Origin of the sequence: Microbacterium sp. APC 3901 (assembly GCF_030407765.1) — a bacterium.
Classification (GTDB): Bacteria; Actinomycetota; Actinomycetes; order Actinomycetales; family Microbacteriaceae; genus Microbacterium.
Window position 1 is genome coordinate 47050 of the sequence record NZ_JASDCU010000002.1, and the last position, 25610, is coordinate 72659.

At 68.5% G+C, this 25610-nt stretch carries 24 protein-coding genes and 1 riboswitch; of the genes, 17 read left to right on the forward strand and 7 right to left on the reverse strand.

The genetic code is table 11. The features are described 5' to 3' along the window. Positions 1 to 100 precede the first annotated feature (100 nt). Positions 101 to 802: a helix-turn-helix domain-containing protein gene (locus QMA07_RS01830; RefSeq protein WP_290159554.1), complete on the forward strand. Its 702-nt coding sequence runs from the start codon at positions 101 to 103 to the stop codon at positions 800 to 802. Positions 803 to 916: 114 nt separating this feature from the next. Here the strand turns inward: QMA07_RS01830 and QMA07_RS01835 are convergent, their stop codons facing one another. Continuing rightward, positions 917 to 2296, reverse strand: coding sequence for an MFS transporter (locus QMA07_RS01835; protein ID WP_290159555.1), 1380 nt, complete (start codon positions 2294 to 2296; stop codon positions 917 to 919). Between the two features lie 155 nt (positions 2297 to 2451). On the opposite strand from QMA07_RS01835, the gene QMA07_RS01840 reads away from it, so the two are divergent. The 8 genes from QMA07_RS01840 to QMA07_RS01875 are packed head-to-tail and all read left to right on the forward strand — an operon-like array spanning position 2452 to position 10931. Then, positions 2452 to 3942 carry a fumarylacetoacetate hydrolase family protein gene (locus QMA07_RS01840; RefSeq protein WP_290159939.1) on the forward strand — a complete coding sequence of 497 codons (1491 nt, stop codon included), beginning with the start codon at positions 2452 to 2454 and terminating at the stop codon, positions 3940 to 3942. After that, positions 3939 to 4625 carry a GntR family transcriptional regulator gene (locus QMA07_RS01845; RefSeq protein WP_290159557.1) on the forward strand — a complete coding sequence of 229 codons (687 nt, stop codon included), beginning with the start codon at positions 3939 to 3941 and terminating at the stop codon, positions 4623 to 4625. Before QMA07_RS01840 ends, QMA07_RS01845 begins: the two co-directional genes overlap by 4 nt. Next, positions 4622 to 6118 carry a 5-carboxymethyl-2-hydroxymuconate semialdehyde dehydrogenase gene (gene hpaE / locus QMA07_RS01850; protein WP_290159558.1) on the forward strand — a complete coding sequence of 499 codons (1497 nt, stop codon included), beginning with the start codon at positions 4622 to 4624 and terminating at the stop codon, positions 6116 to 6118. Before QMA07_RS01845 ends, hpaE begins: the two co-directional genes overlap by 4 nt. Positions 6119 to 6131: 13 nt before the next feature. Next, positions 6132 to 7295, forward strand: a complete 1164-nt coding sequence (gene hpaD / locus QMA07_RS01855; RefSeq protein WP_290159559.1) for a 3,4-dihydroxyphenylacetate 2,3-dioxygenase — start codon at positions 6132 to 6134, stop codon at positions 7293 to 7295. A gap of 10 nt (positions 7296 to 7305) precedes the next feature. After that, positions 7306 to 8091: a fumarylacetoacetate hydrolase family protein gene (locus QMA07_RS01860; RefSeq protein ID WP_290159562.1), complete on the forward strand. Its 786-nt coding sequence runs from the start codon at positions 7306 to 7308 to the stop codon at positions 8089 to 8091. After that, positions 8076 to 8879, forward strand: coding sequence for an HpcH/HpaI aldolase/citrate lyase family protein (locus QMA07_RS01865; RefSeq protein WP_290159564.1), 804 nt, complete (start codon positions 8076 to 8078; stop codon positions 8877 to 8879). The genes QMA07_RS01860 and QMA07_RS01865 overlap by 16 nt, the downstream gene beginning before the upstream one ends. Positions 8880 to 8908: 29 nt before the next feature. Further along, entirely contained in the window at positions 8909 to 10186 is a 1278-nt protein-coding gene (locus QMA07_RS01870) for an MFS transporter (RefSeq protein ID WP_290159565.1), read from the forward strand. Between the two features lie 22 nt (positions 10187 to 10208). Continuing rightward, positions 10209 to 10931 (forward strand): DUF6882 domain-containing protein, encoded by a 723-nt coding sequence (locus QMA07_RS01875; protein ID WP_290159566.1) that lies wholly within the window; start codon positions 10209 to 10211, stop codon positions 10929 to 10931. Between the two features lie 21 nt (positions 10932 to 10952). On the opposite strand, the gene QMA07_RS01880 is transcribed toward QMA07_RS01875, so the two are convergent. Further along, complete coding sequence (locus QMA07_RS01880) at positions 10953 to 11429, reverse strand: DUF4188 domain-containing protein (protein WP_290159568.1); 477 nt, start codon at positions 11427 to 11429, stop codon at positions 10953 to 10955. A gap of 67 nt (positions 11430 to 11496) precedes the next feature. On the opposite strand from QMA07_RS01880, the gene QMA07_RS01885 reads away from it, so the two are divergent. Continuing rightward, positions 11497 to 12057, forward strand: a complete 561-nt coding sequence (locus tag QMA07_RS01885) for a TetR/AcrR family transcriptional regulator (RefSeq protein ID WP_290159569.1) — start codon at positions 11497 to 11499, stop codon at positions 12055 to 12057. A 59-nt stretch (positions 12058 to 12116) separates the two neighbouring features. Continuing rightward, a complete protein-coding gene (locus QMA07_RS01890) occupies positions 12117 to 12665 on the forward strand; it encodes a hypothetical protein (RefSeq protein WP_290159571.1) in 549 nt (182 codons plus the stop codon). 104 nt (positions 12666 to 12769) lie between these two features. Here the strand turns inward: QMA07_RS01890 and QMA07_RS01895 are convergent, their stop codons facing one another. Together QMA07_RS01895 and glyA are read right to left on the reverse strand one after the other, a co-directional pair. Then, entirely contained in the window at positions 12770 to 13648 is an 879-nt protein-coding gene (locus QMA07_RS01895; protein ID WP_290159573.1) for a bifunctional methylenetetrahydrofolate dehydrogenase/methenyltetrahydrofolate cyclohydrolase, read from the reverse strand. Beyond that, positions 13645 to 14919, reverse strand: a complete 1275-nt coding sequence (gene glyA, locus QMA07_RS01900; protein WP_290159575.1) for a serine hydroxymethyltransferase — start codon at positions 14917 to 14919, stop codon at positions 13645 to 13647. The genes QMA07_RS01895 and glyA overlap by 4 nt, the downstream gene beginning before the upstream one ends. Positions 14920 to 14955: 36 nt before the next feature. Next, a riboswitch (ZMP/ZTP riboswitch) is annotated at positions 14956 to 15040 on the reverse strand. 52 nt (positions 15041 to 15092) lie between these two features. On the opposite strand from glyA, the gene QMA07_RS01905 reads away from it, so the two are divergent. The 6 genes from QMA07_RS01905 to QMA07_RS01930 all read left to right on the forward strand — a co-directional run bounded on the left by QMA07_RS01905 (position 15093) and on the right by QMA07_RS01930 (position 22590). Beyond that, positions 15093 to 16619, forward strand: a complete 1527-nt coding sequence (locus QMA07_RS01905) for a beta-N-acetylhexosaminidase (RefSeq protein ID WP_290159576.1) — start codon at positions 15093 to 15095, stop codon at positions 16617 to 16619. Continuing rightward, positions 16616 to 17782, forward strand: coding sequence for an N-acetylglucosamine-6-phosphate deacetylase (gene nagA / locus QMA07_RS01910; RefSeq protein WP_290159577.1), 1167 nt, complete (start codon positions 16616 to 16618; stop codon positions 17780 to 17782). Before QMA07_RS01905 ends, nagA begins: the two co-directional genes overlap by 4 nt. Before the next feature lie 494 nt (positions 17783 to 18276). Then, positions 18277 to 20427, forward strand: coding sequence for a sigma-70 family RNA polymerase sigma factor (locus tag QMA07_RS01915; protein WP_290159578.1), 2151 nt, complete (start codon positions 18277 to 18279; stop codon positions 20425 to 20427). A gap of 30 nt (positions 20428 to 20457) precedes the next feature. Further along, entirely contained in the window at positions 20458 to 20829 is a 372-nt protein-coding gene (locus tag QMA07_RS01920; RefSeq protein WP_290159579.1) for a YrdB family protein, read from the forward strand. After that, positions 20826 to 22190 carry an FAD-linked oxidase C-terminal domain-containing protein gene (locus QMA07_RS01925; RefSeq protein ID WP_290159581.1) on the forward strand — a complete coding sequence of 455 codons (1365 nt, stop codon included), beginning with the start codon at positions 20826 to 20828 and terminating at the stop codon, positions 22188 to 22190. The genes QMA07_RS01920 and QMA07_RS01925 overlap by 4 nt, the downstream gene beginning before the upstream one ends. Beyond that, positions 22183 to 22590 carry an NUDIX domain-containing protein gene (locus tag QMA07_RS01930; protein WP_290159583.1) on the forward strand — a complete coding sequence of 136 codons (408 nt, stop codon included), beginning with the start codon at positions 22183 to 22185 and terminating at the stop codon, positions 22588 to 22590. The genes QMA07_RS01925 and QMA07_RS01930 overlap by 8 nt, the downstream gene beginning before the upstream one ends. Positions 22591 to 22602: 12 nt before the next feature. On the opposite strand, the gene nagB is transcribed toward QMA07_RS01930, so the two are convergent. Genes nagB through QMA07_RS01945 form a run of 3 tightly spaced genes read right to left on the reverse strand, consistent with a single transcriptional unit; the run spans position 22603 to position 25580 of the window. Continuing rightward, on the reverse strand, positions 22603 to 23382 hold the full coding sequence (gene nagB, locus QMA07_RS01935) for a glucosamine-6-phosphate deaminase (RefSeq protein WP_290159584.1): 780 nt from the start codon (positions 23380 to 23382) through the stop codon (positions 22603 to 22605). Beyond that, positions 23375 to 24340: an ROK family protein gene (locus QMA07_RS01940; protein ID WP_290159585.1), complete on the reverse strand. Its 966-nt coding sequence runs from the start codon at positions 24338 to 24340 to the stop codon at positions 23375 to 23377. The genes nagB and QMA07_RS01940 overlap by 8 nt, the downstream gene beginning before the upstream one ends. 52 nt (positions 24341 to 24392) lie before the next feature. Next, entirely contained in the window at positions 24393 to 25580 is a 1188-nt protein-coding gene (locus QMA07_RS01945; protein WP_290159586.1) for an ROK family transcriptional regulator, read from the reverse strand. Positions 25581 to 25610 lie beyond the last annotated feature (30 nt).

The window sequence follows — 25610 nt, forward strand, 5'->3', positions numbered from 1 at the left end:
GTGTTGCCTTCGAACGCCTCGTGTTCTATATTCGAACACAACGTTCTACTATTGAACACAGTTTAGGGACGCTCGTCCCGGAACGCAAGGGAGCGCACGCATGCCCGAGAGCACCCCGGCCTCGCAGACGCTGAGCCGCGGCATCCGGATCCTGGAGGTTCTCGCCGACGCGCGCATCCCGCTGACGATCGACGAGATCGCCTCGAGACTCGAGGTGCATCGCTCGGTCGCCTACCGCCTCCTCCGCACACTCGAAGACCACCGGCTCATCGGGAGAGACGCATCGGGTGCCGTGACGCTGGGCCCGCGCATGGCAGCTTTGGCGGCCGGCGTCGCCCACGACCTTCAGGCCGAGGCGATCCCGGAGCTGACCGCGATCGCGAACGAACTCGGCATGACCTGCTTCCTCGGCGTCCTCGACGGAGACGACTGCATCACGCTCGCGAGCATCGAGCCTCGTCATGCGATCGCGAGCGTCGCTCAACGGCCGGGCGCCAGGCACTCCGTCATGGTCGGCGCACCGGGCAAGGCGATCCTCACGCAGCTCCCGCTCTCGCAGTGGCCGGACGACCCTCGAGCAGGACTGCACGCAGAGGTCGACGAGGCGCGCGTACGCGGATATGCCACGAGCCACGACGAGGTCATCCCCACCGTGCAGGCGGTCGCGGTGCCGCTCGCACTGCGTGGTCAGCGCCCGGCGGCGATCGCAGTCGTGCATGTGGCCACCGACCTCGACGACGCTGAGATCGCGGCCCGTCTGCGCCGCTCCGCGTCGGCGATCCGAGAAGCCCTCGACGGCTGATGTCGTTCACGATTCAGCATGAATGGGAGACGGCAGATGCGTCGCCCCCGAAGAACTGGAGCGACGCATCGCCTGCACCATCGTCGATGCTGAGTTGTGGACGGCCGATCTAGATCAGACCTTGGCCAGCCCACGGATCGGACTCACGGACTGCTCCTCCTCGTGGTCGGGTCCGAGGGGGATCCCGGAGCGATCACGCAGCAGCAGCGTCGCCACGAGGCCGAGCAGCGTCATGCCGGCGAGGTACCAGGTGACGGCCTGCGTCGAACCGGTCGCCTGCACGATCGCGGTCGCGATGGTCGGGGCGAACGCGCCTCCGGCGATCGCGCCGATCGCGTACGAGATCGAGACGCCCGAGAAGCGGATGCTCGCGGGGAAGAGCTCGGTGTACAGCGCCGCCTGAGGGCCGTAGGTGAACCCGAGACCGATCGTGAGGATCGCGAGGCCCGCGAAGAGGAGCCCGATCTCACCCGTGTTGACCAGCGGGAACAGCGTGAAGACGCCGACGAGCTGCATCACCCAGCCGATGATGTACGTGGTGCGACGACCGATGCGGTCCGACAGCCACCCTGCGATGAGCGTCGTGATGAGCCATGTGACGGCAGAGCCGGCCACCGCCCACAGCACGGGTCCGCGCTCGAGGCCGATCGGCCCCTCGGGGTTGGTGGCGTATCCCTGGATGTATCCACCGGTCGTCATGTATCCGACCGCGTTGTTGCCCGCGAAGACGAGAGCAGCGACGATCACGAGCAGCAGGTGCTTGCGGAACAGCTGCACGATCGGCATGCTCGCCTTCTCCTTGCGTTCGGCGAGCTCGATGAAGACCGGGCTCTCCTCCACCTTGCGGCGCACGTAGTAGCCGACGAGGATCAGGACGACGCTGAGCAGGAACGGGATTCGCCAGCCCCACTGGAGGAACTGATCGCCCGGAGCGATCACCGTCATCAGCGCCATCACTCCAGACGCGAGCAGCAGGCCGAGCGGCACGCCGATCTGCGGCGATGCACCGAAGATCCCGCGCTTCGCCTTCGGAGCGTGCTCGACGGCCATCAGCACCGCACCGCCCCACTCCCCTCCGGCCGAGATGCCCTGCAGGATCCGCAGCAGCACCAGCATGATCGGTGCGGCGATCCCGATCGCCTCGTAGGTCGGGAGCACGCCGATGAGCGCAGTGGCCGCGCCCATCAGGATCAGCGTCCACATGAGCACCGTCTTGCGCCCGAGCTTGTCGCCGTAGTGGCCGGCGAGGAAGGCGCCGAGCGGGCGGAAGAGGAAGCTGACTCCGACGGTGGCGAACGCGACGATGGCACTGTTCGCTCCGAGCGGCTCGAAGAACAGCTGTCCGAAGACCAGGCCGACGGCCGTGGCGTAGATGAAGAAGTCGTACCACTCGACCGTGGTGCCGACGACCGTGGCGAACACGACCCGGCGCCGATCGGCCGGTGTCGCGATGGTTCCGGTGGGCGTGAACCCAGCCTGTGACTGCCCGCTCATAGGGGTGTCTCCTTTGATTGTGACCGCATTGTCACGGCTCGCACACGAGAGGTGTCGAGTTGCTTGCCGAGGGGTGACACGATGATATATGATTTCGAATACGACGCACAAGGCGTCGACGCACAGCGCGAGGAGGCGCCCCCGTGACGGCATCGATGACCCGGCCCGGCAAGATCATCGCGATCCATCTGAGCTACGCCTCCCGTGCCGATCAGCGCGGTCGTCGGCCCGCTGCTCCCTCCTACTTCTTCAAGCCGGCCAGCTCGGTCGGCGTCTCCGGCGGCACGGTGGAGCGCCCTGCCGGCACCGAGCTGCTGGCCTTCGAGGGCGAGATCGCCCTCGTGATCGGCACCGCCGCCCGTCATGTGTCGCTCGGCGACGCATGGAACCACGTCGGCTGGGTCACCGCGTCGAACGACCTCGGACTGTACGACCTGCGCGCCAACGACAAGGGATCCAACGTCCGCTCCAAGGGCGGCGACGGCTACACCCCGCTCGGCCCCGGCCTCATCGACGCCCGCACCGTCGATCCCGCCGCCCTGCGCGTGCGAGCCTGGGTCAACGGCGAGCTGCGCCAGGACGACACCACGGCCGGTCTCATCTTCCCGCTGGCACAGCTGGTCGCGGATCTCTCTCAGCACTTCACGCTCGAACCCGGTGACGTCATCCTCACCGGCACACCGGCCGGATCCTCGGTGATCGTGCCGGGCGATGTGGTCGAGATCGAAGTCGATGCTCCGGATGCCGAGGGCTCCCCCTCCTCCGGCCGGCTCATCACCACGGTCACGCAGGGCGATGTCCCCTTCGATGAGGAGATCGGCTCGCTCCCCGCCGTCGACGACGTGCAGCGCGCCGAGGCCTGGGGCTCGCGCGAAGAGGCGGGGCTCCCCGCCGAGGATGCGGCGCCCACCGCCGAGGAGGCGGCGCCCGCCCTCTCCCCCGAGCTCCGCGCCAAGCTCCTCGAGGCGCCGACCGCCGGCCTCTCCGCGCAGCTGCGCAAGCGCGGCCACCACTCGTGCTTCATCGACGGGGTCTCCGTCAACATCCCCGGCAGCAAGATCGTGGGTACGGCCAAGACGCTGAGATTCGTCCCGTTCCGGGAAGACCTCTTCACAACCCACGGCGGAGGCTACAACGCGCAGAAGCGCGCATTCGACTCGGTCGACGAGGGCGAGATCATCGTGATCGAGGCCCGCGGCGACGCGACCACAGGCACCCTCGGCGACATCCTCGCTCTGCGCGCTCGCGCTCGCGGCGCGACCGGCGTCGTCACCGACGGCGGGGTGCGCGACTTCGACGCCGTAGCCGAGATCGGACTCCCCGTGTTCTCGCAGGGCGCCCACCCCTCGGTGCTCGGACGCAAGCACGTGCCGTGGGATGCCGACATCACCATCTCGTGCGGCGGTGCCACCGTGCAGCCGGGAGACATCATCGTCGGCGACGGCGACGGTGTCGTCGTGATTCCACCCGCTCTCGCCGAGCAGGTCGCAGACGACACTCTCGCGCAGGAGATCGAGGACGCCTGGATCGCCGAGCAGGTCGCGGCCGGGCACCCCGTCGACGGGCTGTTCCCGCTCAATGCGGAATGGCGCGCCAAGTACGAGGCCGCGACGGGCGCAGCATCCGACCGCGGGGCACGGCCGTGACGACGGTCGCCAATGCCAGCAAGTCGGAGCAGGCCTATGCCTGGATCCGCTCGCGCATCTCCGGCCACATCTTCGGGCCCGGCTACCGGCTCGTCCTGGGATCGCTGGCGGAAGAGCTGGGCATGAGCGTCGTGCCGGTGCGCGAGGCCATCCGCCGCCTCGAGGCCGAGGGGCTCGTGACCTTCGAGCGCAACGTCGGCGCCCGTGTCACGCTCGTCGACGAGAGCGAGTACGCCCACACCATGGAGACCCTGGGGCTGGTCGAGGGCGCTGCCACGGCCCTGTCCGCGCCCCTGCTCGACGATGCGACGCTCGACGCCGCGGAGGCGGTCAACACGCGGATGACGCAGATGCTCGGTCACCTCGATGCGCATGCGTTCACCGAGCTCAACCGGCAGTTCCACTCCCTGCTCTTCCAGCCCTGCCCGAACCCGCATCTGCTCGATCTCGTGCACCGAGGATGGGCCCGTCTCTCCGGAATCCGCGACTCGACGTTCGCGTACGTGCCTGGCCGTGCCCAGCACTCCGTCGAGGAGCACACGCAGATCCTCGAGCTCATCCGAGCGGGTGCCGACCCGCTCGAGATCGAGCTCGCCGCCCGCAACCACCGCCTGCGCACGAGGGATGCCTTCCTCGACGCTCTGCACGCCCGTTCTCACCACAACTCAGGAGACGAGTCATGACCGATTCCCGCATCCCCGCCGACCTGCCCGACCACATCCAGCACTACATCGACGGCGCGTTCGTCGACTCGGTCGACGGCGACACCTTCGACGTGCTCGACCCGGTGACGAACAAGACCTACACCACGGCGGCCGCCGGCAAGAAGGCCGACATCGAGCTCGCCGTCGCGGCAGCGAAGCGCGCGTTCGACGAGGGTCCCTGGCCGCGGATGCTCCCCCGTGAGCGCTCGCGCGTGCTGCACCGGATCGCCGACCTCGTCGAGTCGCGCGACGCCCGCCTCGCAGAGCTCGAGTCGTACGACTCGGGGCTGCCGATCACCCAGGCTCTCGGACAGGCCCGCCGCGCAGCCGAGAACTTCCGCTTCTTCGCCGACCTGATCGTCGCGCAGTCCGATGACGCCTTCAAGGTGCCCGGCAAGCAGATGAACTACGTCAACCGCAAGCCGATCGGCGTCGCCGGGCTCATCACGCCGTGGAACACGCCGTTCATGCTCGAGTCGTGGAAGCTCGGCCCCGCACTCGCGACCGGCAACACCGTGGTGCTCAAGCCCGCCGAGTTCACCCCGCTCTCCGCCTCTCTCTGGGCAGGGATCTTCGAGGAGGCCGGATTGCCCGCGGGCGTCTTCAACCTCGTCAACGGTCTCGGCGAGGACGCCGGAGACGCGCTCGTCAAGCACCCCGACGTACCGCTCATCTCGTTCACGGGCGAGAGCTCGACCGGACAGCTCATCTTCGGCAATGCCGCTCCGTTCCTCAAGGGACTCTCGATGGAGCTCGGCGGCAAATCGCCAGCCGTGGTGTTCGCCGACGCCGACCTCGAGGCCGCCGTCGACGCGACGATCTTCGGCGTCTTCTCCCTCAACGGCGAGCGCTGCACAGCGGGATCCCGCATCCTGGTCGAGCGCTCGATCTACGAGGAGTTCGTCGAGAGGTACGCCGCGCAGGCGAAGCGCGTCAAGGTCGGCTACCCGCACGACCCGGCGACCGAGGTCGGCGCCCTGGTGCACCCCGAGCACTACGACAAGGTCATGAGCTACGTCGAGATCGGCAAGACCGAGGGTCGACTCGTCGCCGGCGGCGGCCGCCCCGAGGGCTTCGACGAAGGCAATTTCGTCGCACCGACGGTGTTCGCCGACGTCTCCCCCGACGCCCGCATCTTCCAGGAGGAGATCTTCGGACCCGTCGTCGCGATCACGCCCTTCGACTCCGACGAGGAGGCGCTCGCGCTCGCGAACAACACGAAGTACGGACTCGCCGCCTACATCTGGACCAACGACCTGAAGCGCGCGCACAACTTCGCGCAGTCGGTGGAGGCCGGCATGGTGTGGCTGAACAGCAACAACGTGCGCGACCTGCGCACTCCGTTCGGCGGCGTCAAGGCCTCGGGTCTCGGTCACGAGGGCGGCTACCGCTCGATCGACTTCTACACCGACCAGCAGAGCGTGCACATCACGCTCGGCGGTGCCCACAACCCGACCTTCGGCAAGAACTGATCAAGGACCCGCGATGACCGACAAGACTGCGAAGACGCTGACCTCCTCGGGCTACTACGTGAGCCAGGAGGCTCCGATCCAGACGGACAACCCCGTCCCCACCCCCGAGAGCACTCCTCCCGACGTGCTGCGCTGCGCCTACATGGAGCTCGTGGTCACCGACCTCGCGGCGTCCCGGGTGTTCTACGTCGACGTCCTGGGACTGTACGTCACGGAAGAGGATGACGAGGCGATCTACCTCCGCTCGACCGAGGAGTTCATCCACCACAACCTCGTGCTGCGCAAGGGCCCGATCGCCGCGGTGGCGGCCTTCTCGTACCGCGTGCGCACACCGGAGGATCTCGACCTCGCGGTGGCGTTCTACACCGAGCTCGGATGCGACGTGCGCCGCAACCCCGAAGGCTTCGTGAAGGGCGTCGGCGACTCCGTGCGCGTGGTCGACCCCCTGGGCTTCCCCATCGAGTTCTTCCACCGGTCCGACCACGTCGAGCGGATGTCGTGGCGGTACGACCTGCACATCCCGGGCGAGCTCGTGCGTCTCGACCACTTCAACCAGGTCACGCCCGACGTGCCCCGCGCCGTCAAGTTCATGCAGGACCTGGGCTTCCGCGTGACGGAGGACATCCAGGACGACGAGGGAACCGTCTACGCGGCCTGGATGCGCCGCAAGCCCACCGTGCACGACACGGCCATGACCGGCGGAGACGGGCCGCGCATGCACCACGTGTGCTTCGCGACCCACGAGAAGCACAACATCCTCGCGATCTGCGACAAGCTCGGAGCACTGCGCCGCTCCGACGCGATCGAGCGCGGGCCCGGCCGCCACGGCGTCTCGAACGCGTTCTACCTGTACCTGCGCGATCCCGACGGCCACCGCGTCGAGGTGTACACGCAGGACTACTACACGGGCGACCCGGACAACCCCGTCATCACGTGGGACGTGCACGACAACCAGCGTCGCGACTGGTGGGGCAACCCGGTCGTACCCTCCTGGTACACCGAGGCCTCGCTGGTGCTCGATCTCGACGGCAACCCGCAGCCGGTCGTCGCCCGCACCGACAGCTCGGAGATGGCCGTCACGATCGGCGCCGACGGGTTCTCGTACACGCGTCCCGACGACGACGAGTCCATGCCCGAGTACAAGCAGGGCGAGTACAAGCTCGGCCATCAGCTCTGAGGGGGAACGGATGCTGTCACCAGACACCGTCACGCAGATCGCCGCGGAGCTGGCCGAGGCCGACCGGACCCACTCGGTGATCCCGCGCATCACGGCGCGCTACCCCGAGGCCACCGTCGAGGACTCGTACGCGATCCAAGGTGTGTGGCGCGACTCGCAGATCGCCGCCGGACGACGCCTGGTCGGTCGCAAGATCGGGCTGACGTCGAAGGCGATGCAGCAGGCCACGGGCATCACCGAGCCCGACTACGGCGTCATGTTCGATGACACGGTCTACGAGTCGGGCGCCGAGATCCCCGTCGACCACTTCTCGAACGTGCGCATCGAAGTCGAGCTGGCATTCGTGCTGGGGCATCCGCTCGAGGGCCCCGACTGCACGCTCGACGATGCCCTCGCGGCGATCGACTACGCGGTTCCCGCGCTCGAGGTGCTGAACTCGCACATCGAGCTCGAGGGCCGCACGATCGTCGACACGATCAGCGACAACGCCGCATACGGCGCCATGGTGCTCGGCACCGTGCGCAAGCGGCCCGACGAGATCGACCTGCGCTGGGTTCCCGGCGTGCTGTCGCGCAACGGCGAGATCGAGGAGACCGGCGTCGCAGCCGGCGTGCTCGGCCATCCCGCAACCGGTGTCGCGTGGCTCGCGAACAAGTTCCACCAGCACGGCGCGCGTCTCGAGGCCGGGGAGATCATCCTGGCAGGATCGTTCACACGCCCGATGTGGGTGTCGCGCGGCGACGAGGTGCTGTGCGATTACGGACCGATGGGAACGATCGCATGCCGCTTCATCTGAGCCCCTCCTTCCGTGAGCAGCTCGGCTCGTCCGGCCGTCCGCTGATCGGCATGTGGGCGTGCTCCGGGAGCCCTCTCGTGACCGAGGTCGCCGCGGGATCAGGGCTCGACTGGCTGCTGATCGACATGGAGCACTCGGCGAACACGCTGGAGTCCACGCTGATGCAGCTGCAGGTCGTCGCCGCCTATCCGATCACTCCGGTGGTGCGGGTCTCCTCGAACGACGTCGTCGCGATCAAGCAGGTGCTCGATCTCGGCGCCCAGAACCTCATCGTGCCGATGGTCTCCTCGGTCGATGAGGCGCGTGCCGCCGTCGCGGCGACCCGGTATCCCCCCGAGGGCGTGAGAGGCGTGGGCAGCGCGCTCGCCCGCAGCGCCAGGTGGAACCGCGTCGACGGGTATCTGCAGGACTCGGCACGGCACACGTCGCTCACGGTGCAGATCGAGACGGCAGCAGGAGTGCAGGCCGCCGCCGAGATCGCCGCGGTCGACGGAGTGGATGCGGTGTTCGTCGGCCCGTCCGACCTCTCTGCATCGATGGGGTTGCTCGGCCAGCAGACGCATCCCGAGGTCGTGTCGGCGGTCGAGCAGGTCTTCGCCGCGGTGAAGGCCGCAGGCAAGCCCGTGGGCGTGAACACCTTCGACCCGTCAGCCGCCGACGCCTACATCGCCGCCGGAGCGGACTTCGTGGCGGTCGGTGCCGACGTGGCCATGCTCGCGCGGGCATCCGAGGCGCTCGCCGCCCGGTTCGTCCCGGCTTCCGACGACGCGACCCGCGCCAGCTACTGACGCCCGCGCCGCCCGTCGCGGTGGCAGGATTGACGGATGCAGAGAAGCGGGGCGCCGTCATGATCCGCGCGCTCGCCGCGATGCAGGACAAGGGATTCCGCTGGTTCTTCCTCGCCCGCGCGATCACGCTGGTCGCCGGGTCGATGTCGTCGATCGCGCTGGCCTTCGCGGTGCTCGGGATCGACAACGACGCCCGTTCCCTGTCACTCGTGCTCGCCGCCTTCACGGTCAGCAACATCGTCTTCCTGCTGTTCGGCGGAGTGATCGCCGACCGACTGCCGCGCGCTCTCATCATCCAGTCCTGCTACGTCATCGACATCCTGTCGGTCGGGGCTATGGCGGCGCTCCTGTTCAGCGGCACCGCCACGGTTCCCCTGCTCGCGCTGCTGTCGGTCGTGAACGGAGCCTCGACCGCGTTCGTGCTGCCGGCCATGCAGGGGATCATCCCTCAGCTCACCTCCCCCGAGCACCTCCAGCAGGCGAACGCGATGCTGTCATTCGTGCGCTCCGCGACGACGATCGGCGGCCCGATCATCGCCGGCATCGTCGTCGCCGCAGCCGGCCCCGCCTGGGCGATGGTCGTGCAGGGGATCGGCTGGGTCATCGCCATCCCCGTCCTGGCGATGGTCAGGCTCCCTCCCCCGGATCATGCCGGCGGAACCACGATGTTCCATGACCTCCGGGTCGGATGGCTGGAGTTCTGGGGTCGCACGTGGCTGTGGGTCATCGTGCTCGCCTTCATGGTGATGAACGCGATCCATATCGGCGCCTGGGGCGTCGTCGGTCCGTACATCGCGAAGAACGACGAGCGTCTGGGGGTCGCCGGCTGGGGGTGGGTGGTCAGCGCAGAAGGCGTCGGCATCCTGTTGATGACGCTCATCCTGATGTGGTTCCCGCTCAAGCGACCGCTGCGCTACGGCATGATCGGCATGGCCGCGTTCGCGATCCCTCTGACCGTCCTCGGCGTGCACCCCGCCGTGATCCTGCTGGCCGTCGCCGCCTTCATCGCGGGCGCGGGAGCGGAAGTCTTCAGCACCGGTTGGAACCTCGCGATGATGGAGAACGTGCCGGGCGACAAGCTGTCGCGCGTCTCGAGCTACGACATGCTGGGGAGCTACGTCGTGATGCCGATCGGCACTCTCGTATACGGCTGGCTCATCACACACAGCGACGTCGAGACGGTCTTGGTCACCTCGGGGGTCCTCTACGCATCGCTCGCGGTGGTGACCCTGATGGTGCCGAGCGTCTGGCGCATGGGCCGTCCTGCCGATGCGGTGTCCCCACGACAGGAGTTGGCGGATTCATAGCAATCCGGGCGACACTGGGGGCATGACCTTCGCCGCGCTCCAGCCGCTCGCAGACCGTGCTGCACTGTTCTCCTCCCTCCGCCAGGATTCCCTGGCCACCGCCCTCGAGGACCTCGGCGATCACCGCTGGGATGCCGACATGGCGGCGGGGACCCTCACGTTCACCTCGAACACCGAAGCCACCCGTCAGCTCGTCTCCCGCGCCCACCTCGTCGCGACGATCGCCCCGGGTCCGCGCTCGCTGCTCTGGGCCTGGGCGCATCCGCAGGGCGACCCGGCGGGAATCGCCGCACAGCTTCGCGACTACGGCGTCCAGCACGGCATCGCCGAGCTGAGCGAGACCGAACTCCCCTTCCCCGCCGACGCCGCCGGAGACGCCGAATGGATCACCGCCGCCGCTCACACCGTGGGCGCCGTGGCCGTCGAGCTCACCGGCCGCGCTCCCTACTACCTCGCGCCCGTCGGCGGAGGCACCTACGCAGTGTTCCTCCTCGATGCCCCTCTTCCTCCGCTCACCGTCGGGTCGGCCGCGATCGTCCTTCCCCGCATCCTCTCGGATCTGGCGCTGTCCGATGCCCGCACGGCCGTCTGGGATGCCGCCCGCCTCGCCGGCTGGAACCTCACCTGGGCCGACGAGTCCTTCTCGGGCGCCACGGTCGCCGATGCGACCGGCACCGCGACGTTCCGCTTCGACGAGCAGGCGCGCATCACCAACATCGAGAGCAGCCTGCACCCGCAGGGCTGATCTCTCACCGAGCGCAGCGCGTCAACGGCCCAGCCGCTGACGCGCTGTCTTCGTTCCGGGCCCGATCGGTGCGTGTCCGGTGGCCGCCGCGAGTCCGAACACCGGCATGTCGACGTACACCGCCTCGAGATCGTTCGCCGGCACCTGATAGGTCTCGTGCCAGACTCCCACGCTGCCGCTCCCTTGCAGGGTCCGCATGAAGTCGCGCCACGGCTGCAGGTGCGGAGCGTCGCGGTCGGCGGCGAAGCGCTGCAGATGCTCGGGGCTCTCCCAGTACGACAGCAGGATCGTCGTGCGCCCGAACCAGCTGTGCGCACCGAGCATCCCGGCATCCTCGTGGGTCGCGAGGTGCTGCAGCATCGGCGGCATCTTGCTCGCGGTGCGCATCACACGCCCCATCTGCCACCAGCGGTTCGCCCGCATCCCGATCAGGAAGACGGTGATGTCCGATCGCTCCGGGGACGCGGTGAACCGACCGGGAAAGACCTGCTGAGCCATGAGGCACCCCTTGAGAACAGTGTTATGTAACTGCGTTATGCAACAACGTTACGATAAGATCAACGCCATGGCAAGACCCCCTCTCTACGACGACGCTCTGCGCGACCGTCTCCTCGACGCGACAGCCGAGATGGTCGACGCCAAGGGCCCCGAACGGATCAGTCTCCGTGACATCGCCCAGAACGCCGGCACCTCGACCTCGGCCGTATACGCCCTGTTCGGCGGAAAGACCGAGCTGCTCGTCGCCGTCATCGAGCACGGCTTCGCCTCTTTCGGCGAGGCTCAGGCGACCGCCGAACCACGGGGGCTGCGCGCACTGGGGTTCGCATACCGGGCGTGGGCGATGGCGAACCCGGCGCTCTATCGCCTCATGTTCGGCGGCGGGGTGGCCACGGAGGACTGCCGCCCCGACGATGCGACCATGAGCACCGCGATGGCGCCCCTCGTACGCGCGCTCTCGCCACGCGTCGACGAGGCCGAGGTGATGGCCTCGGCGCTGACCGTCTGGGCACAGGTGCACGGAGCCGTGAGCCTCGAGCTCGCCGGAGTCACTCCCCCGCTCGCGCCGTGGGACTCCGTCTACGCCGCGGTGGTGGATGCGGTCGAGCGCGCCTTCCCCGCGCGTTGACCGCAACCGAGGCGGTGTGAGAGGTGCCACCGCATCCGGGAGTGTGGAAGTCTGGTCGCATGAAGAACGGAATCATCCGGTTCGCCGCGCTCTACGTCTTCAATGTCGCAGTCCTGCTGCTCATCGGCCTGCTGTCCGCCGGAGTCTCGGTCGGATTCCACGCCCTCTGGGCCGCGGTCGTCCTGACTCTCGCGGCACTCTTCGTCAAACCACTGCTCACGGGCGCGTTCCGCACGGCTGCCGCGAAGTCGGCATCGGATCGCACGAAGGCCGGCGAGAAGGTCGTCCAGTACGTCCTCGTCTACCTCGTCGAGCTGATCATCTGGGCGGCTGTCGTCTGGCTGAGCGGCGTCCGCGCCTCGGGGTTCTGGAGCTACGCGCTCCCACCGCTCTTCCTGCTCTTCGGCTGGATGATCTACGACCGGGTCGACGACAAGCTGCGGGCGAAGGCAGGCGAGCTCTACGACGCCGTGCAGGGCAGGGTCTCGGGCAGGAAGACCACCGCCGCATCTGCATCCTCCGCCGCACCGGCCACCGCCGAGGCGCGCCAAGAACTGCAGGACGGGCTGACCCCCGAGCAGCGACGCATGCTCGACGAGCTCGGCTGAACGCAGAAGGTCCCGATCTGCGGACCCCGCCCCGATTCGCGGACGAATCTGACGGGAGAGGTCAGCAGATCGGGACCGGATGCGCAGATCGGGACCGATCAGGCTCAGACGAGCCGCTCGGCCGCCTCCACGACGTTCGTCATCAACAGCGCGACCGTCATCGGGCCGACGCCGCCGGGGTTCGGCGAGACCCAGCCTGCGACCTCGGTGACATCGGGGTGCACGTCTCCGAAGACCAGGTTCTTGCCGGTCTCCGGGTCGGTCTCACGCGTCACGCCCACATCGAGCACCGCGGCTCCGGGCTTGACGTCTTCGGCGCGGATGAGATGCTTGACGCCCGCAGCAGCGACGATCACATCGGCCTCGCGCAGGTAGCGCGGCATGTCGACCGTGCCCGTATGGGTCAGGGTCACGGTCGCATTGAGGTCGCGACGGGTCAGCAGCAGACCGATGGACCGACCGATGGTCACCCCGCGTCCGACGACCACCACGTGCTTGCCCGTGAGGTCGTAGTCGTTGCGCAGCAGCAGCTCGATCACACCGCGCGGCGTGCACGGCAGCGGCGTGTGGATCGGGCTGTTGACGTTGAGCACGAGCCGACCGAGGTTGGTCGGGTGCAGGCCGTCGGCATCCTTCGCCGGATCGATCCGCTCGAGGATCGCATCCGTGTCGATGTGCTTCGGCAGCGGCAGCTGCACGATGTACCCGTGGCACTCCGGGTCGGCGTTCAGCTCGTCGATCAGCGCCTCGACGTCGGCCTGCGTGGCATCGGCCGGCAGCTCGCGTTGGATCGAGTTCATTCCGATCGCCTCGGACTGACGGTGCTTCATGCCGACGTAGAGCTGGGATGCCGGATCGGCGCCGACGAGGACGGTCGCGATGCCGGGGACGATGCCCTTCGCCTTCAGCGTGGCGACACGCTCGGTCAGCTCGGCCTTGATCGCGGCAGACGCCGCCTTGCCGTCGAGGATCTTCGCGGTCACTGCTGCAGGTCCGGGTAGAGCGGGAAGACTGCGGCGAGCGCGTCGACACGAGCGCGAAGCGCCTCGACGTCGGCGCCGGGCAGCAGCGCGAGGGCGATCACGTCGGCGACCTCGGTGAACTCGGCGTCGCCGAAACCGCGGGTCGCGAGCGCCGGGGTTCCGATGCGCAAGCCCGAGGTGACCATCGGCGGACGAGGGTCGTTCGGCACCGCGTTGCGGTTCACGGTGATGTGGATGTCGTGCAGCAGGTCTTCGGCCTGCTTGCCGTCGATCTCTGCGTCGCGAAGATCCACCAGCACCAGGTGCACGTCGGTGCCGCCGGAGCGCACACCGATGCCGGCATCCTTCACATCCTGCTGAGAAAGACGCTCGGCGAGGATCGATGCTCCGCGCAGCGTGCGCTCCTGGCGTTCCTTGAACTCGGCGGTGCCCGCGAGCTTGAACGCGGTCGCCTTGGCGGCGATCACGTGCATGAGAGGACCGCCCTGCTGCCCGGGGAACACCGCGGTGTTGATCTTCTTCGCGATCTCGGGGTCGTTCGTCAGGATGAAGCCCGAACGGGGGCCGCCGATGGTCTTGTGCACGGTCGACGAGACGACGTGCGCGTGCGGCACCGGGTTCGGGTGCAGGCCTGCGGCGACGAGACCGGCGAAGTGCGCCATGTCGACCCAGAGCAGGGCGCCGACCTCGTCGGCGATCGCGCGGAAGGCGGCGAAGTCGAGGGTGCGAGGGTAGGCGGACCATCCGGCGATGATGACCTTGGGCTTGTGCGCGATCGCGAGGCGACGCACCTCGTCCATGTCGATCGTCGAGGTCTCGGGGTCTACGCCGTAGGCGACGATGTCGTAGAGACGGCCCGAGAAGTTGATCTTCATGCCGTGCGTCAGATGACCGCCCTGGTCGAGCGCGAGGCCGAGCAGCGTGTCACCGGGGCGGGCGATCGCGTGCAGCACGGCGGCGTTGGCCGACGCTCCCGAGTGCGGCTGGACGTTGGCGAACTCCGAGCCGAAGAGGTCCTTGGCACGCTGGATGGCCAGCGATTCGGCGACGTCGACCTCTTCGCAGCCACCGTAGTAGCGACGCCCGGGGTAGCCCTCGGCGTACTTGTTGGTGAGCACCGAGCCCTGAGCCTGCAGCACCGAGACGGGCACGAAGTTCTCGGATGCGATCATCTCGAGGAACGTCTGCTGACGCTGGAGCTCGCGGTCGAGAACCTGTGCGATCTCGGGGTCGACCTCGGCGAGCGGGGCGTTGAAGTAACGATCGGTCATGACTTGCTCCTCTGACGACGGATTCGAAGGGGTATACCTATCGGCCCAGGCGCGCGGTCGAATTCCGTGGTCAGTCGCTCCCCGGTGGTAGTCCACCCAGACGCCAGTCGCGACGTGAGAAAGCATAGCGGATTTCCCTGGGCTGCCGGCTCTGTGCAGGGTAGGTTTTGTTCATGGTCCTTCCCCATTCCATGCCCCTCGTTCCTCTTCCCGCTTCCGTCATCGCCGGCGATGGTCGACTGCCTGTCTCCGGGAGCACGCGAGTCATCGGCGACTCCCCCGCCGCGCAGCAGCTGATCGATGCCGCGGAGCGGCGCACCGGCATCCGCTTCACCCTCTCCCCCGACACGGCAGACACCGCAGACACGACCTCGGCGATCGTGCTGCGCGTCGATCCCTCCGTCGCACCCGAGGGCTACACGCTCAGGGTCACCGATTCCGTCGAGGTCGTCGGCGGCGACGAGGCCGGGCTCTTCTACGGAGTGCAGACCCTGCTGCAGCTGCTCCGCGACGGAGACGAGGGCTGGGCGCTGCTGCGCGCCGAGGTCGCGGACGCACCGCGGTTCGAGCGCCGCGGCGTGATGCTCGACGTCACTCGGCACTTCTTCGACGTCGACGAGGTCAAGAAGTTCATCGACAGCACCAGCGCGCTCAAGTTCAACCATCTGCACCTGCACCTCAGCGACGATCAGGGGTGGCGCATCCAGATCGACGCATGGCCGAAGCTCACCGAGCTCGCGTCGTCGACCGCCTCGCTCGGCGACCCCGGAGGCTTCTACACCAAGGACGACTACCGCGAGATCGTGGCGTACGCAGCCGAGCGGCACATGCTCGTGATTCCCGAGATCGACCTCCCCGGGCACACGCACGCCATCGGCGTCGCATACCCCGAGCTCGTCGAGGACCCGGTCATGAACGACAGCCTTATCGCCGAATCGGTGCGCCTCGATCAGCCGCTCCCCGTGGCCGGAGAGCCCTATCTCGGGTGGGGCGTCGGGCATTCGAGCGTCCGCATCCACGAGGAGCGCACGTACGAGTTCGTGCGCGACGTCGTGCGAGAGCTCGCCGAGATGACGCCTGGTCCGTTCATCCACATCGGCGGAGACGAATCACTCGGCACCCCGCAGGCGGATTTCGATCACTTCGTCGAGCGCGCGACCGCGATCGTGTTCGAGGAGGGCAAGATCCCCCTCGCGTGGCACGAGGTCGGCGCGGCGAACGACATCGCCGAGGGCACGATCGGGCAGTACTGGGGCAAGACGACGCCCGAGGGCTCGCACGCCGCAGAGGCAGCCCACTTCGTCGAGCGCGGCGGCGCGCTGATCATGTCGACCGCAGATGTCGCGTACCTCGACATGAAGTACACCGCCGACTTCCCGCTCGGGCTGACCTGGGCCGCGATCATCGACGTCCGCACGGCCTACGAATGGGAGCCGACCGCGGTGCTCGACGTGCCTGAGTCGGCGATCCTCGGCATCGAGGCTCCGTTGTGGAGCGAGACCACTCGCACCCTGAGCGATGTCGAGCAGCTGGTGTTCCCCCGGGCCGCCGCTCACGCCGAGGTCGCCTGGTCTGCGCGCAGCGCCGCAGGTCGGGACTGGGAGTCGTTCCGCGTGCGGCTCGCTGGGCTCGCTCCGCTGTGGAAGGCTGAAGGCGTCGATTTCCACCCCTCAGCCGAGATCCCCTGGAGCGAACGATGACCACCGATTCCCCGGCGACCGGATCGCTCGTCATCCACTCGACCCGACTGATCGACCACGGGTCCGAGATCGCGGACTCCTGGGTGCGGATCGAAGACGGCCTGGTCGTCGCCGTCGGAACAGGGCAGACGTGGAGCGCTGCAGACGAGGTCGTCGATGCGACAGCCATCGCCGGACCGGATGCCGTGCTCACGCCCGGCTTCATCGACATCCATTGCCACGGCGGTGCCGGCGCCTCGTTCGACGACGGCGTAGAGGCGATCCGCACGGCTCGTGCTCTGCACCGCTCCCACGGCACCACCCGATCGGTGATCTCACTCGTCACGGCGCCGGTCGACGCCCTCGCGCAGCGCGTGGCGCTGATCGCCGACCTGATGCAGACGGATGCCGACATCCTCGGCTCGCATCTGGAGGGGCCGTTCCTCGACCCCGCGCATCATGGAGCACACGAGCCGACGCTGCTGCTGGCCCCGGGCGGCGATGATGTCGCTCGGCTGCTCGAGGCCGGCCGCGGCACGATCCGGCAGGTGACGATCGCACCGGAACTCCCCGGCGGACTCGACGCGATCCGACGGATCGTCGACGCCGGAGCAGTGGCTGCGGTGGGTCATACGAGCGCGGACGCCGCGATGGCTGTGGCAGCCTTCGACGCGGGTGCGACGGTGCTGACCCATGCGTTCAATGCCATGCCCGGCATCCACCATCGTGCGCCAGGGCCCGTGCTCGCGGCGGCCGGCGATCGCCGGGTGGTGCTCGAGGTGATCGCCGACGACGTGCACCTCGATCCACACGTGATCAAGCTCGTGTTCGACTCGGCACCCGGCCGCGTGGCGCTCGTCACCGACGCCATGGCTGCCGCGGGCAGCGCCGACGGGCACTATGACCTGGGCGCCGTGAGCGTGACGGTCGAGGACGGCATCGCGCGGGCGGACGACACCGGCTCGATCGCGGGGTCGACGCTCACCCAGGATGACGCGCTGCGCCGGGCGATCGCTGCGGGAGCGCCGCTGGCGGAGGCGGTGCGCGCTCTCACCGAGACTCCGGCAGCCGCGGTCGGATACGGCGATCGACTCGGCCGTCTCGCAGTCGGCTACGTCGCTGACGCCGTGCTGCTCGATGCGCACCTGCAGGTCGAGCGCGTGTGGGTGGGCGCTCGCCCGTAACCCCGTACCGCGCGGCGAGATGTCGCGGGCGCATCCGCGCGCGGACGTGCGCACTCCGGCCATGATCTCTGCGTGGGTGAGGGGCCGCCGTTCCCCAGATCGGCGGCCCCGTCACATTTCCCTCCCATGTGCGAGAGCTGGCGGGCCGAGCGCTCCTCCCCCGAGGTGCCCGACCCGCCATGCCGGTGCACTTACCCCTTGCACCAGCGCCCGAGCTCCGCCCCCCGGTGGAGCCCCATGGCTGTCTCTCCTGATGAGACGACGTCGACGCCGATTCATTACGCGATTTCTCAGATCTTTTTTTCAGGAAGCTCGCCAGGATCGGTCGATCCGCCCGTGATCAGGGGTTTTCGGGTTCGCAGAATTCTGCGAACAGTTTCCCGGAAGGGGTGGCAGGGCTGAGAGATTGGAGAGAGAATGGTGATGGCGCGTGATGAAAATGGGGTTCACGCGTCTCTTCATGTGGAGGCGCACTCGCGCTCCACGACAGATGGATGACTGTGGATCAGGACAGCACTTCGCACGACGAAACGATCGCCGACGCCGATCTCGTCCTGCGCACCCGCTCGGGTGACGCAGCGGCATTCGGCGAACTCTGGAGGCGGCATTACCCGTCCGGCATGTCCGTCGCTCGGTCGATCACCTCGTCGATCGACCCCGACGATCTCGTGCAGGAGTCCTACACCCGCATCTATCAGGCGATCATCAAGGGCGGCGGACCCAACGGCTCCTTCCGCGCCTATCTGTTCACGAGCATCCGCAACACCGCCGCCGCCTGGGGCCGCTCTCGGCGCGAGTCTGCGATCGACGAGCTCGACAGCGTGGCCGACCCCGACAGCACAGACCAGGCGGCCAACGAGGCCCTCGACCGCAGCCTGACCGCGCAGGCGTTCCGCAGCCTTCCCTCCCGCTGGCAGGAGGTGCTCTGGTACACCGAGATCGAGCAGATGAAGCCTCAGGAGGCAGCGACGCTCCTCGGCATGAAGGCGGGCGCCGTATCGCAGCTCGCGTTCCGTGCACGCGAAGGGCTTCGCGAGGCGTGGATCCAAGCACACCTCCGCAGTGCGGCGGCCGGCTCCGACTGCCAATGGACCATCGAGCATCTGGGCGCGTACTCGCGCGGCAATCTCAGCACGCGAGATCACAACCGTCTCGAGCAGCACCTCGAGGACTGCGCACGCTGCATGATCGTCGCCGCTGAGGCGAAGGACGTGTCGACGCGACTCGCCCTCGTGCTGCTGCCGCTCGTCCTCGGCGTCACAGGCGCCGCCGGATATCTCGCCACTCTCCAGGGCGGAGGCACGCCGATCGTCGCGCTTGCAGCCATGCCCTCCGGGATCACCGAGGGTGCCGTCGTCGCCGCAGGCGCGGGAACGACGGCCACGGGCGGCTCCACGAGTGGAGCGGCAGGAGGCGGCACTGCTGCAGGCGGCGCAGGCAGCGCGGCGAGCGGCGGCATCTTCAGCGGTGTCGGCGCACTCGTCGGCGCGGGTTCAGCAGCCCTGGTGGTTGCGGGCGTCGTGGCGGCTGCCACGATCGTCCCGACCCTCACCGGAGTGACACCGGTCGCATCGCTTCCCAGCGCCGGCGACAAGGACTCTTCGTCGATCAGTGCCGACGTCGGGCCCGACGAATCGATGTCCGATGAGAAGACGCCGATCGTCGACGACGCGGACTCGGACCTCGACCCCGAACCGGTACCGCCCGTCGAAGCGCCCGTCACCCCGGAGCCGGGCGAGGACATCGCGCCCGCGATCGTCGCACCCCCCGCTCCGAACGAGACATCGAAGCCGTCACCGGATGAGGACGCCCCCGAGGAGGAGACTCCCGGTGAGGAGACTCCCGGTGAGGAGACCCCCGGCGGCGAAACCCCCGGCGGCGAAACCCCCGGAGAAGAGACCCCCGGCGGCGAAACCCCCGGAGAAGAGACCCCCGGTGAGGAGACTCCCGGTGAGGAGACCCCCGGAGAAGAGACCCCCGGCGAACCGGCGACACCTACGACCCCGATCGTGGTGCGCCTCGCCGACATCTGTCTCGACGCTCGAGCGATCACCTACGTGACCTTGGACGTGTCCGGTGACCCGGGCGCCGACATCGAAGCTCTGCTCGGCGGTAGCCACGGCGGTGCCGACAGCACATCGCTGAGTGACGCCGGAACCGGCACGATCGGACTGCGACCGAGGCTCACGCAGCTCCTCTTCCCCACGACCGTGGAGATCCACTATGTGACGGCGGCCGGCCCGGTCCTGCCGGTCACCACCAGCCTCTCAGCGCTCGGGGTGACCCTCGAATCCGTCCTGCTCGCGCCCGCGTGCGGTGCTCCGGCCGAAGATCCCGTCGACACCGCGACCGTAGTGCCGACCCCGGACGACACGGTCGCGCCCGCCCCGGTTCCCACAGACGAGGCCGCACCCGCAGCCCCGGACGAGACGGCACCCGCGAGTCCGGTCGAGGCTCCGGATGCGGAAGTGCTTCCTGAGACCCCGGCTCCCGCACCGGCCGCTCCCGTCGAGCCTTCCGCTCCGGCGGAGATCGCTCCTCCGATGGAGCCGACGGTCGAGGAAGAGGGCGCGCCCGTCGACGAGACTGCGCCCGGCGTCGACGAGGTCGCCCCCGCTGCAGACGAGGCCGTCCCCGCGCTCTGACCCGCGATCGGCGGCGAATAGACTGGATCCATGTCCCAGGATCCCGCCTCCGTTCCCGGCGTCGACCGCCCCCGCATCGCCCCCCTCGACATCGTTCGATCGGTGGTACTGATCGTCGCCGTGGGCACGCTCGCACTGTGGGGCTTCGCGATGTGGCCGTTCCCCTGGAACATCGTCATCGGCATCGGCGCTCCGATCGTCGTGATCCTGATCTGGGCGCTCTTCCTCTCACCGCGGCCTGTGCTGCGTCTGCACCCGTTCCTGCGGGTCGTGGTCGAGCTGCTGATCTACGTCGGTGTCACGATCGCGTGGTGGCTGATGGATCAGCCGATCATCGGCACCGCGTTCGCCGTGGTCGCTGTCGGAGCCGGCGTGGTGAGCGGGCGGCGTCGCATCCGATGAGCGCTCTCGATCAGCTCGTCGCCGCACTCGGTGACATCGTCGACACCGATGCCGCGATCCTCGAAGAGGCGCGCGCCGACCGGTCAGGACACGCAGCTCCAGGTCATCCGCTCGCGGTCGTGCATGCAGAGACCGTCGAACACGTCCAGACCGTGATGCGTATCGCCACCCGGACGGAGACTCCCGTCGTGGTGCGCGGGGCGGGCACCGGGCTCGCCGGGGCGGCGAACGGCGGCGACGGCGAGATCGTCCTCTCCACCCGCCGCATGACCGCGATCCACGAGATCCGCGCAGACGACCTGCTCGCCGTCGTCGAACCCGGCATCCTCAACGCCGACCTCAACGATGTACTGGCAGAGCACGGACTCTGGTGGGCTCCCGATCCCGCCAGCCGCGCGATCTCGACGGTCGGCGGAAACATCGCCACCGGGGCAGGCGGGCTGCTCTGCGCGAAGTACGGTGTCGTGAAGGACGCGGTCCTCGGGGTCGATCTGGTGCTGGCAGACGGCCGTCTGATGCGCCTCGGTCATCGCAGCGTCAAAGGCGTGACGGGACTCGACCTCACCTCTCTCGTGATCGGCTCGGAAGGCACTCTCGGCGTGGTCGTCGGCGCCACCCTGAAGCTGCGCCGACTCGTCGAGGGAACCACGTGCACGGTGACGGCGATCTTCCCCGACGTGCGCACAGCGGCGTCCGCATCCGCCGCGGTCACCGCCTCGGGTGCGCAGCCGGCGATCATGGAGCTGATGGACTCCGCCAGCCTCGCCGCGGTCGCCGCCCTGCTGGAGCTGCCGGCCCCCGCCGCCGGGAGCGCGCAGCTGACGATTCAGACCGATGGCCCGGCCGCTGTCTCCGAAGCGACCACGATCGCCGAGATCCTGACGGCTCACGACGGTGTGACGCAGGTCTCGCACGACCGGGAGGAAGGCGAGCGCCTGCTGGCGATCCGCCGAGCGATGCACCCTGCCATGTCCGCTCTCGGCACGACCCTCATCGAAGACGTGTCGGTGCCGCGCAGCGCGATGCCCGCGATGTTCGACGAGATCGCCCGGATCGAGAAGGCGTACTCGATGACGATTCCCACGGTGGCGCACGCGGGCGACGGAAACCTGCATCCGAACTTCATCTTCGAAGGCGCCGAGCCCCCCGCTGAGGTCTGGGCCGCCGCAGACGAGCTGTTCCGGGCCGCGATCGCGCTCGGCGGCACTCTGACCGGCGAGCACGGCATCGGAACGCTGAAGAGCCGTTGGCTGGCCGACGAGCTCGGAGAAGACCAGTGGGAGCTTCAGCGTCAGATCACCCGGGTGTTCGACCCGCTCGGCATCCTGAACCCCGGCAAGGTGTTCGCACCCGATGCCTGACATCCGTGTCAGCGCGGCGGTCATCGTCGACGACGCCGGCAGGGTGCTGGTGGTCCGCAAGCAGGGCACCACGCGCTTCATGCAGCCGGGCGGCAAACCCGAGCCCGGCGAGACGCCATCGCAGACGCTGATCCGAGAGCTGCACGAAGAGCTCGGACTGCGACTCGACGAGGCCGATCTCGAGCCTCTCGGAACGTTCGTCTCAGAGGCGGCCAACGAGCCGGGTCACCGGGTCGTGGCAGACGCGTTCTCAGTGTCCATCGCCGCCGCGGAGGTGGTGGTGCAGGCCGAGCTCGCCGAGCTGCGGTGGATCACCCCCGCCGACGCCGAGACGCTGCCGCTGGCGCCGCTCAGCCTCGAGCACCTGCTGCCGCTCGCGTGGCCTGCGACGCGCCCCTGAGCGCCGATCAGGTCAGATCCCCTGCCAGCTCGGCTTGTTGGCGTAGGTGTAGCGGTAGTAGTCGGAGAGCCTGAGCCGCGACGCGGCGGCTTCGTCGACCACGACGGTGGCGTGCGGATGCAGCTGGATGGCCGAACCGGGGAGGATGGCCGACAGCGGCCCCTCGACGGCATCCGCGACGGCCTGAGCCTTGCCCTCGCCGAAGGCCAGCAGCACGAGGTGACGCGCACGCAGGATCGTTCCCAGCCCCTGGGTGATGCAGTGCTTCGGCACATCGTCGATCGAGTCGAAGAAGCGGGCGTTGTCCTCACGCGTCTGCACCGTGAGCGTCTTGACGCGCGTCCGCGAGGCGAAGGACGACCCCGGCTCGTTGAACCCGATGTGTCCGTCGGTGCCGATGCCGAGAATCTGCAGATCCACTCCTCCGGCGGCCTCGATGGCCGTCTCGTAGTCGTCGCCCGCATGCTGGATCGTGTCCTGAGCTCCGTTGGGTACATGGATCCGGCGCGGGTCGAGCCCGAGGGGCTCCACGACCTCGCGAGTGATGACCGAGCGGTAGCTCTCGGGATGAGCCGGGTCGATCCCCACATACTCGTCGAGCGCGAAGCCGCGCACCTGCGAGACGTCGCGACCCGTGAGCTTCTCCCGCAGCGCCTTGTACACGGGGAGAGGCGTCGAGCCGGTGGCGAGGCCGAGCACGGCATCCGGACGCCCGTCGATCAGCTCGACGATCTCCGCGGCGACCAGTGCGCCTGCTGCTTCTGCGTTCTCGACGATGACGACTTCAGCCATGGGAAACGATCTCCTTAGAGGGGGTGGTTGCGCCGACGACCGCAGCACCGAAGGCCGCGGCGGGAGAGCCGGCAGGGAGCAGTTCGATCCTGTCGTCCAGATGCAGTGAACGCATGAAGGGCGATGCCTCCGCGCCGGCCTGGAGCGCGCCACGGACGCCCGCGTGGAGCCGCTCCCCGAGCGAGGTGAGGCCGCCGCCGATGATCACACGTTCGACGTCTGCGGAGAGCACGAGGGCCCGCACAGCCGCGGCCGCACCGTGGAACAGGTCTGCGCGCAGCCCGACGGCGCGCTCGTCGCCCGCGTCAGCCGCGTCGAGGATGTCGCGGACCGGCAGAGCCCCCGGCCGATTCCAGGCACGGGCGAGCGCGCCACCGCCGCAGAAGGTCTCGATGCATCCGCGCTGCCCGCAGCCGCAGAGCCGACCGTTCGGGTCGACCGAGAGGTGACCGACCTCGCCGGCGGTTCCTCGCGCGCCACGCCAGATCGTGCCGTCGACGACGATGCCGGCAGCGACACCGGTGCCGAGATTGAGGTACGCCATGGAGCCGTCGATGCCGCGCAGCACAGCCGCGCCGAGCGCGGCCGCTTTCACGTCGTTCTCGACGCGCACGGGGACTCCCAGCTGTCCGCCGGCCAGACCGGCGAGATCCAGCGACTCGACGCCGAGGTTCACGGCGTGCAGGACTCGGCCGGTGTCCGCGTCGACGAGACCGGGGATGCCGACGCCCACCGACTCGACGGCAGAGCGGGCAAACCCTCCTTCGAAGGCGAGAGCGTCGACGGCATCGAGGATGCTGACCATGACCGCATCCTCGCCCCATCCGGTCGGACGGCGCAGCCGCGCCAGGATCTCTCCGTCGGGCGACACGGCCACAGCATCGATCTTGGTGCCGCCGACATCCAGGCCCACTCGAATGGGCCGACCGGACAGGCCGACGGTGATCGCATCCGTCATCGGATGGAGCTCCTGCTCGGCTTCAGGTCGCGGTCGCTTCCGCGAACGCGGCTCACGAGACACCCAGCTGGCTGGAGAGCACCATCACGGCGGCGCCGCGCAGGACGATGTCGTCCTGGTGGGTGCGCCGGATGAGCGCATCCTCGAAGACTCCCTCGAGCGTGCGCGCGTGCAGAGTCTCGACCGCAGCGTCGATCAGCACTCCGTCGAGCAGGTCCTCCGGGCCCGAGAGCACGACTTCGGACAGGTCCAGGGCCGCCACGATCGGGGCTATCGCGATGCCCATCCGTGTGCCGGCGTCGCGGAGGATCTCCTCGCGCGAGTCAGGAGCGGCCGCGATGGCTGGGCGCAGTCGCGTCTCGCTCAACCAGGCTTCGAGGCATCCGTCCTTGCCGCACGCGCATCGGGGCCCACCGTCTGTGCCCACCACGACGTGGCCGATCTCGCCCGCGGCGAAGCGGCTGCCGAGAAGCGGCTGGCTGCCCGTGATGACCCCTGCCCCGACTCCACGACCGATCTTGATGAGCATGAAGTCGGCCTTCGCCTCGCCGAACGTGTATTCGGCGAGAACGGCGGCGTTGGCATCGTTGCGCACGAGGACCGGCAGATCGAGATCGATGCCGAGCTTCGCCTCGAGTGGCAAATTGCTCCACCCCAGGTTCGGCGAGCTGAGCACGACGCCGTCCGGACGCACGACGCCCGGGCTGCCGATTCCGACACCGAGAATGGGCTGCGTGGCCGTCTCCGCGAGCGCGCGTGCCAGTTCGAGGGTGGCGGCGTACGCGGCATCGCCGTCTGCGCTCTCAGGTCGTGGCACTTCGCGGCGCTCGAGCACGTCGCCGTCGAGGCTGAGCAGAGCGCCCACGAACGCGTGGGGGCCCGACAGATCGAGCCCGATGATCTGATGACCGACACGGTCGATGTCGATGAGGATCGGAGGCTTGCCCGGTCCGACCGTCTCACGCACTCCCATCTCGACGACGATGCCGTCGGCGATGAACTCGGCGACGAGGTCTGAGATCGTGACTCGCGTCAGGCCGGTCTCTCGCGAGAGGTCTGCCCGGCTCATCGCACCCGAGTGGTAGAGAGTCTGCAGAACGAGAGCGCGGTTGTGACCGCGGGCGTGCTCCGGGAGCACCTTCGAGCGAGAGCGCAGGTGGCGCCCCGGGCCGAAGGCGTGCGCGCTCGCGGCGACGTAATCTGGTGACGTCGAAGGACGCGATCCATCCGATACGGACATGTTTGTTAGTAGACCTTACGAACAAAAATT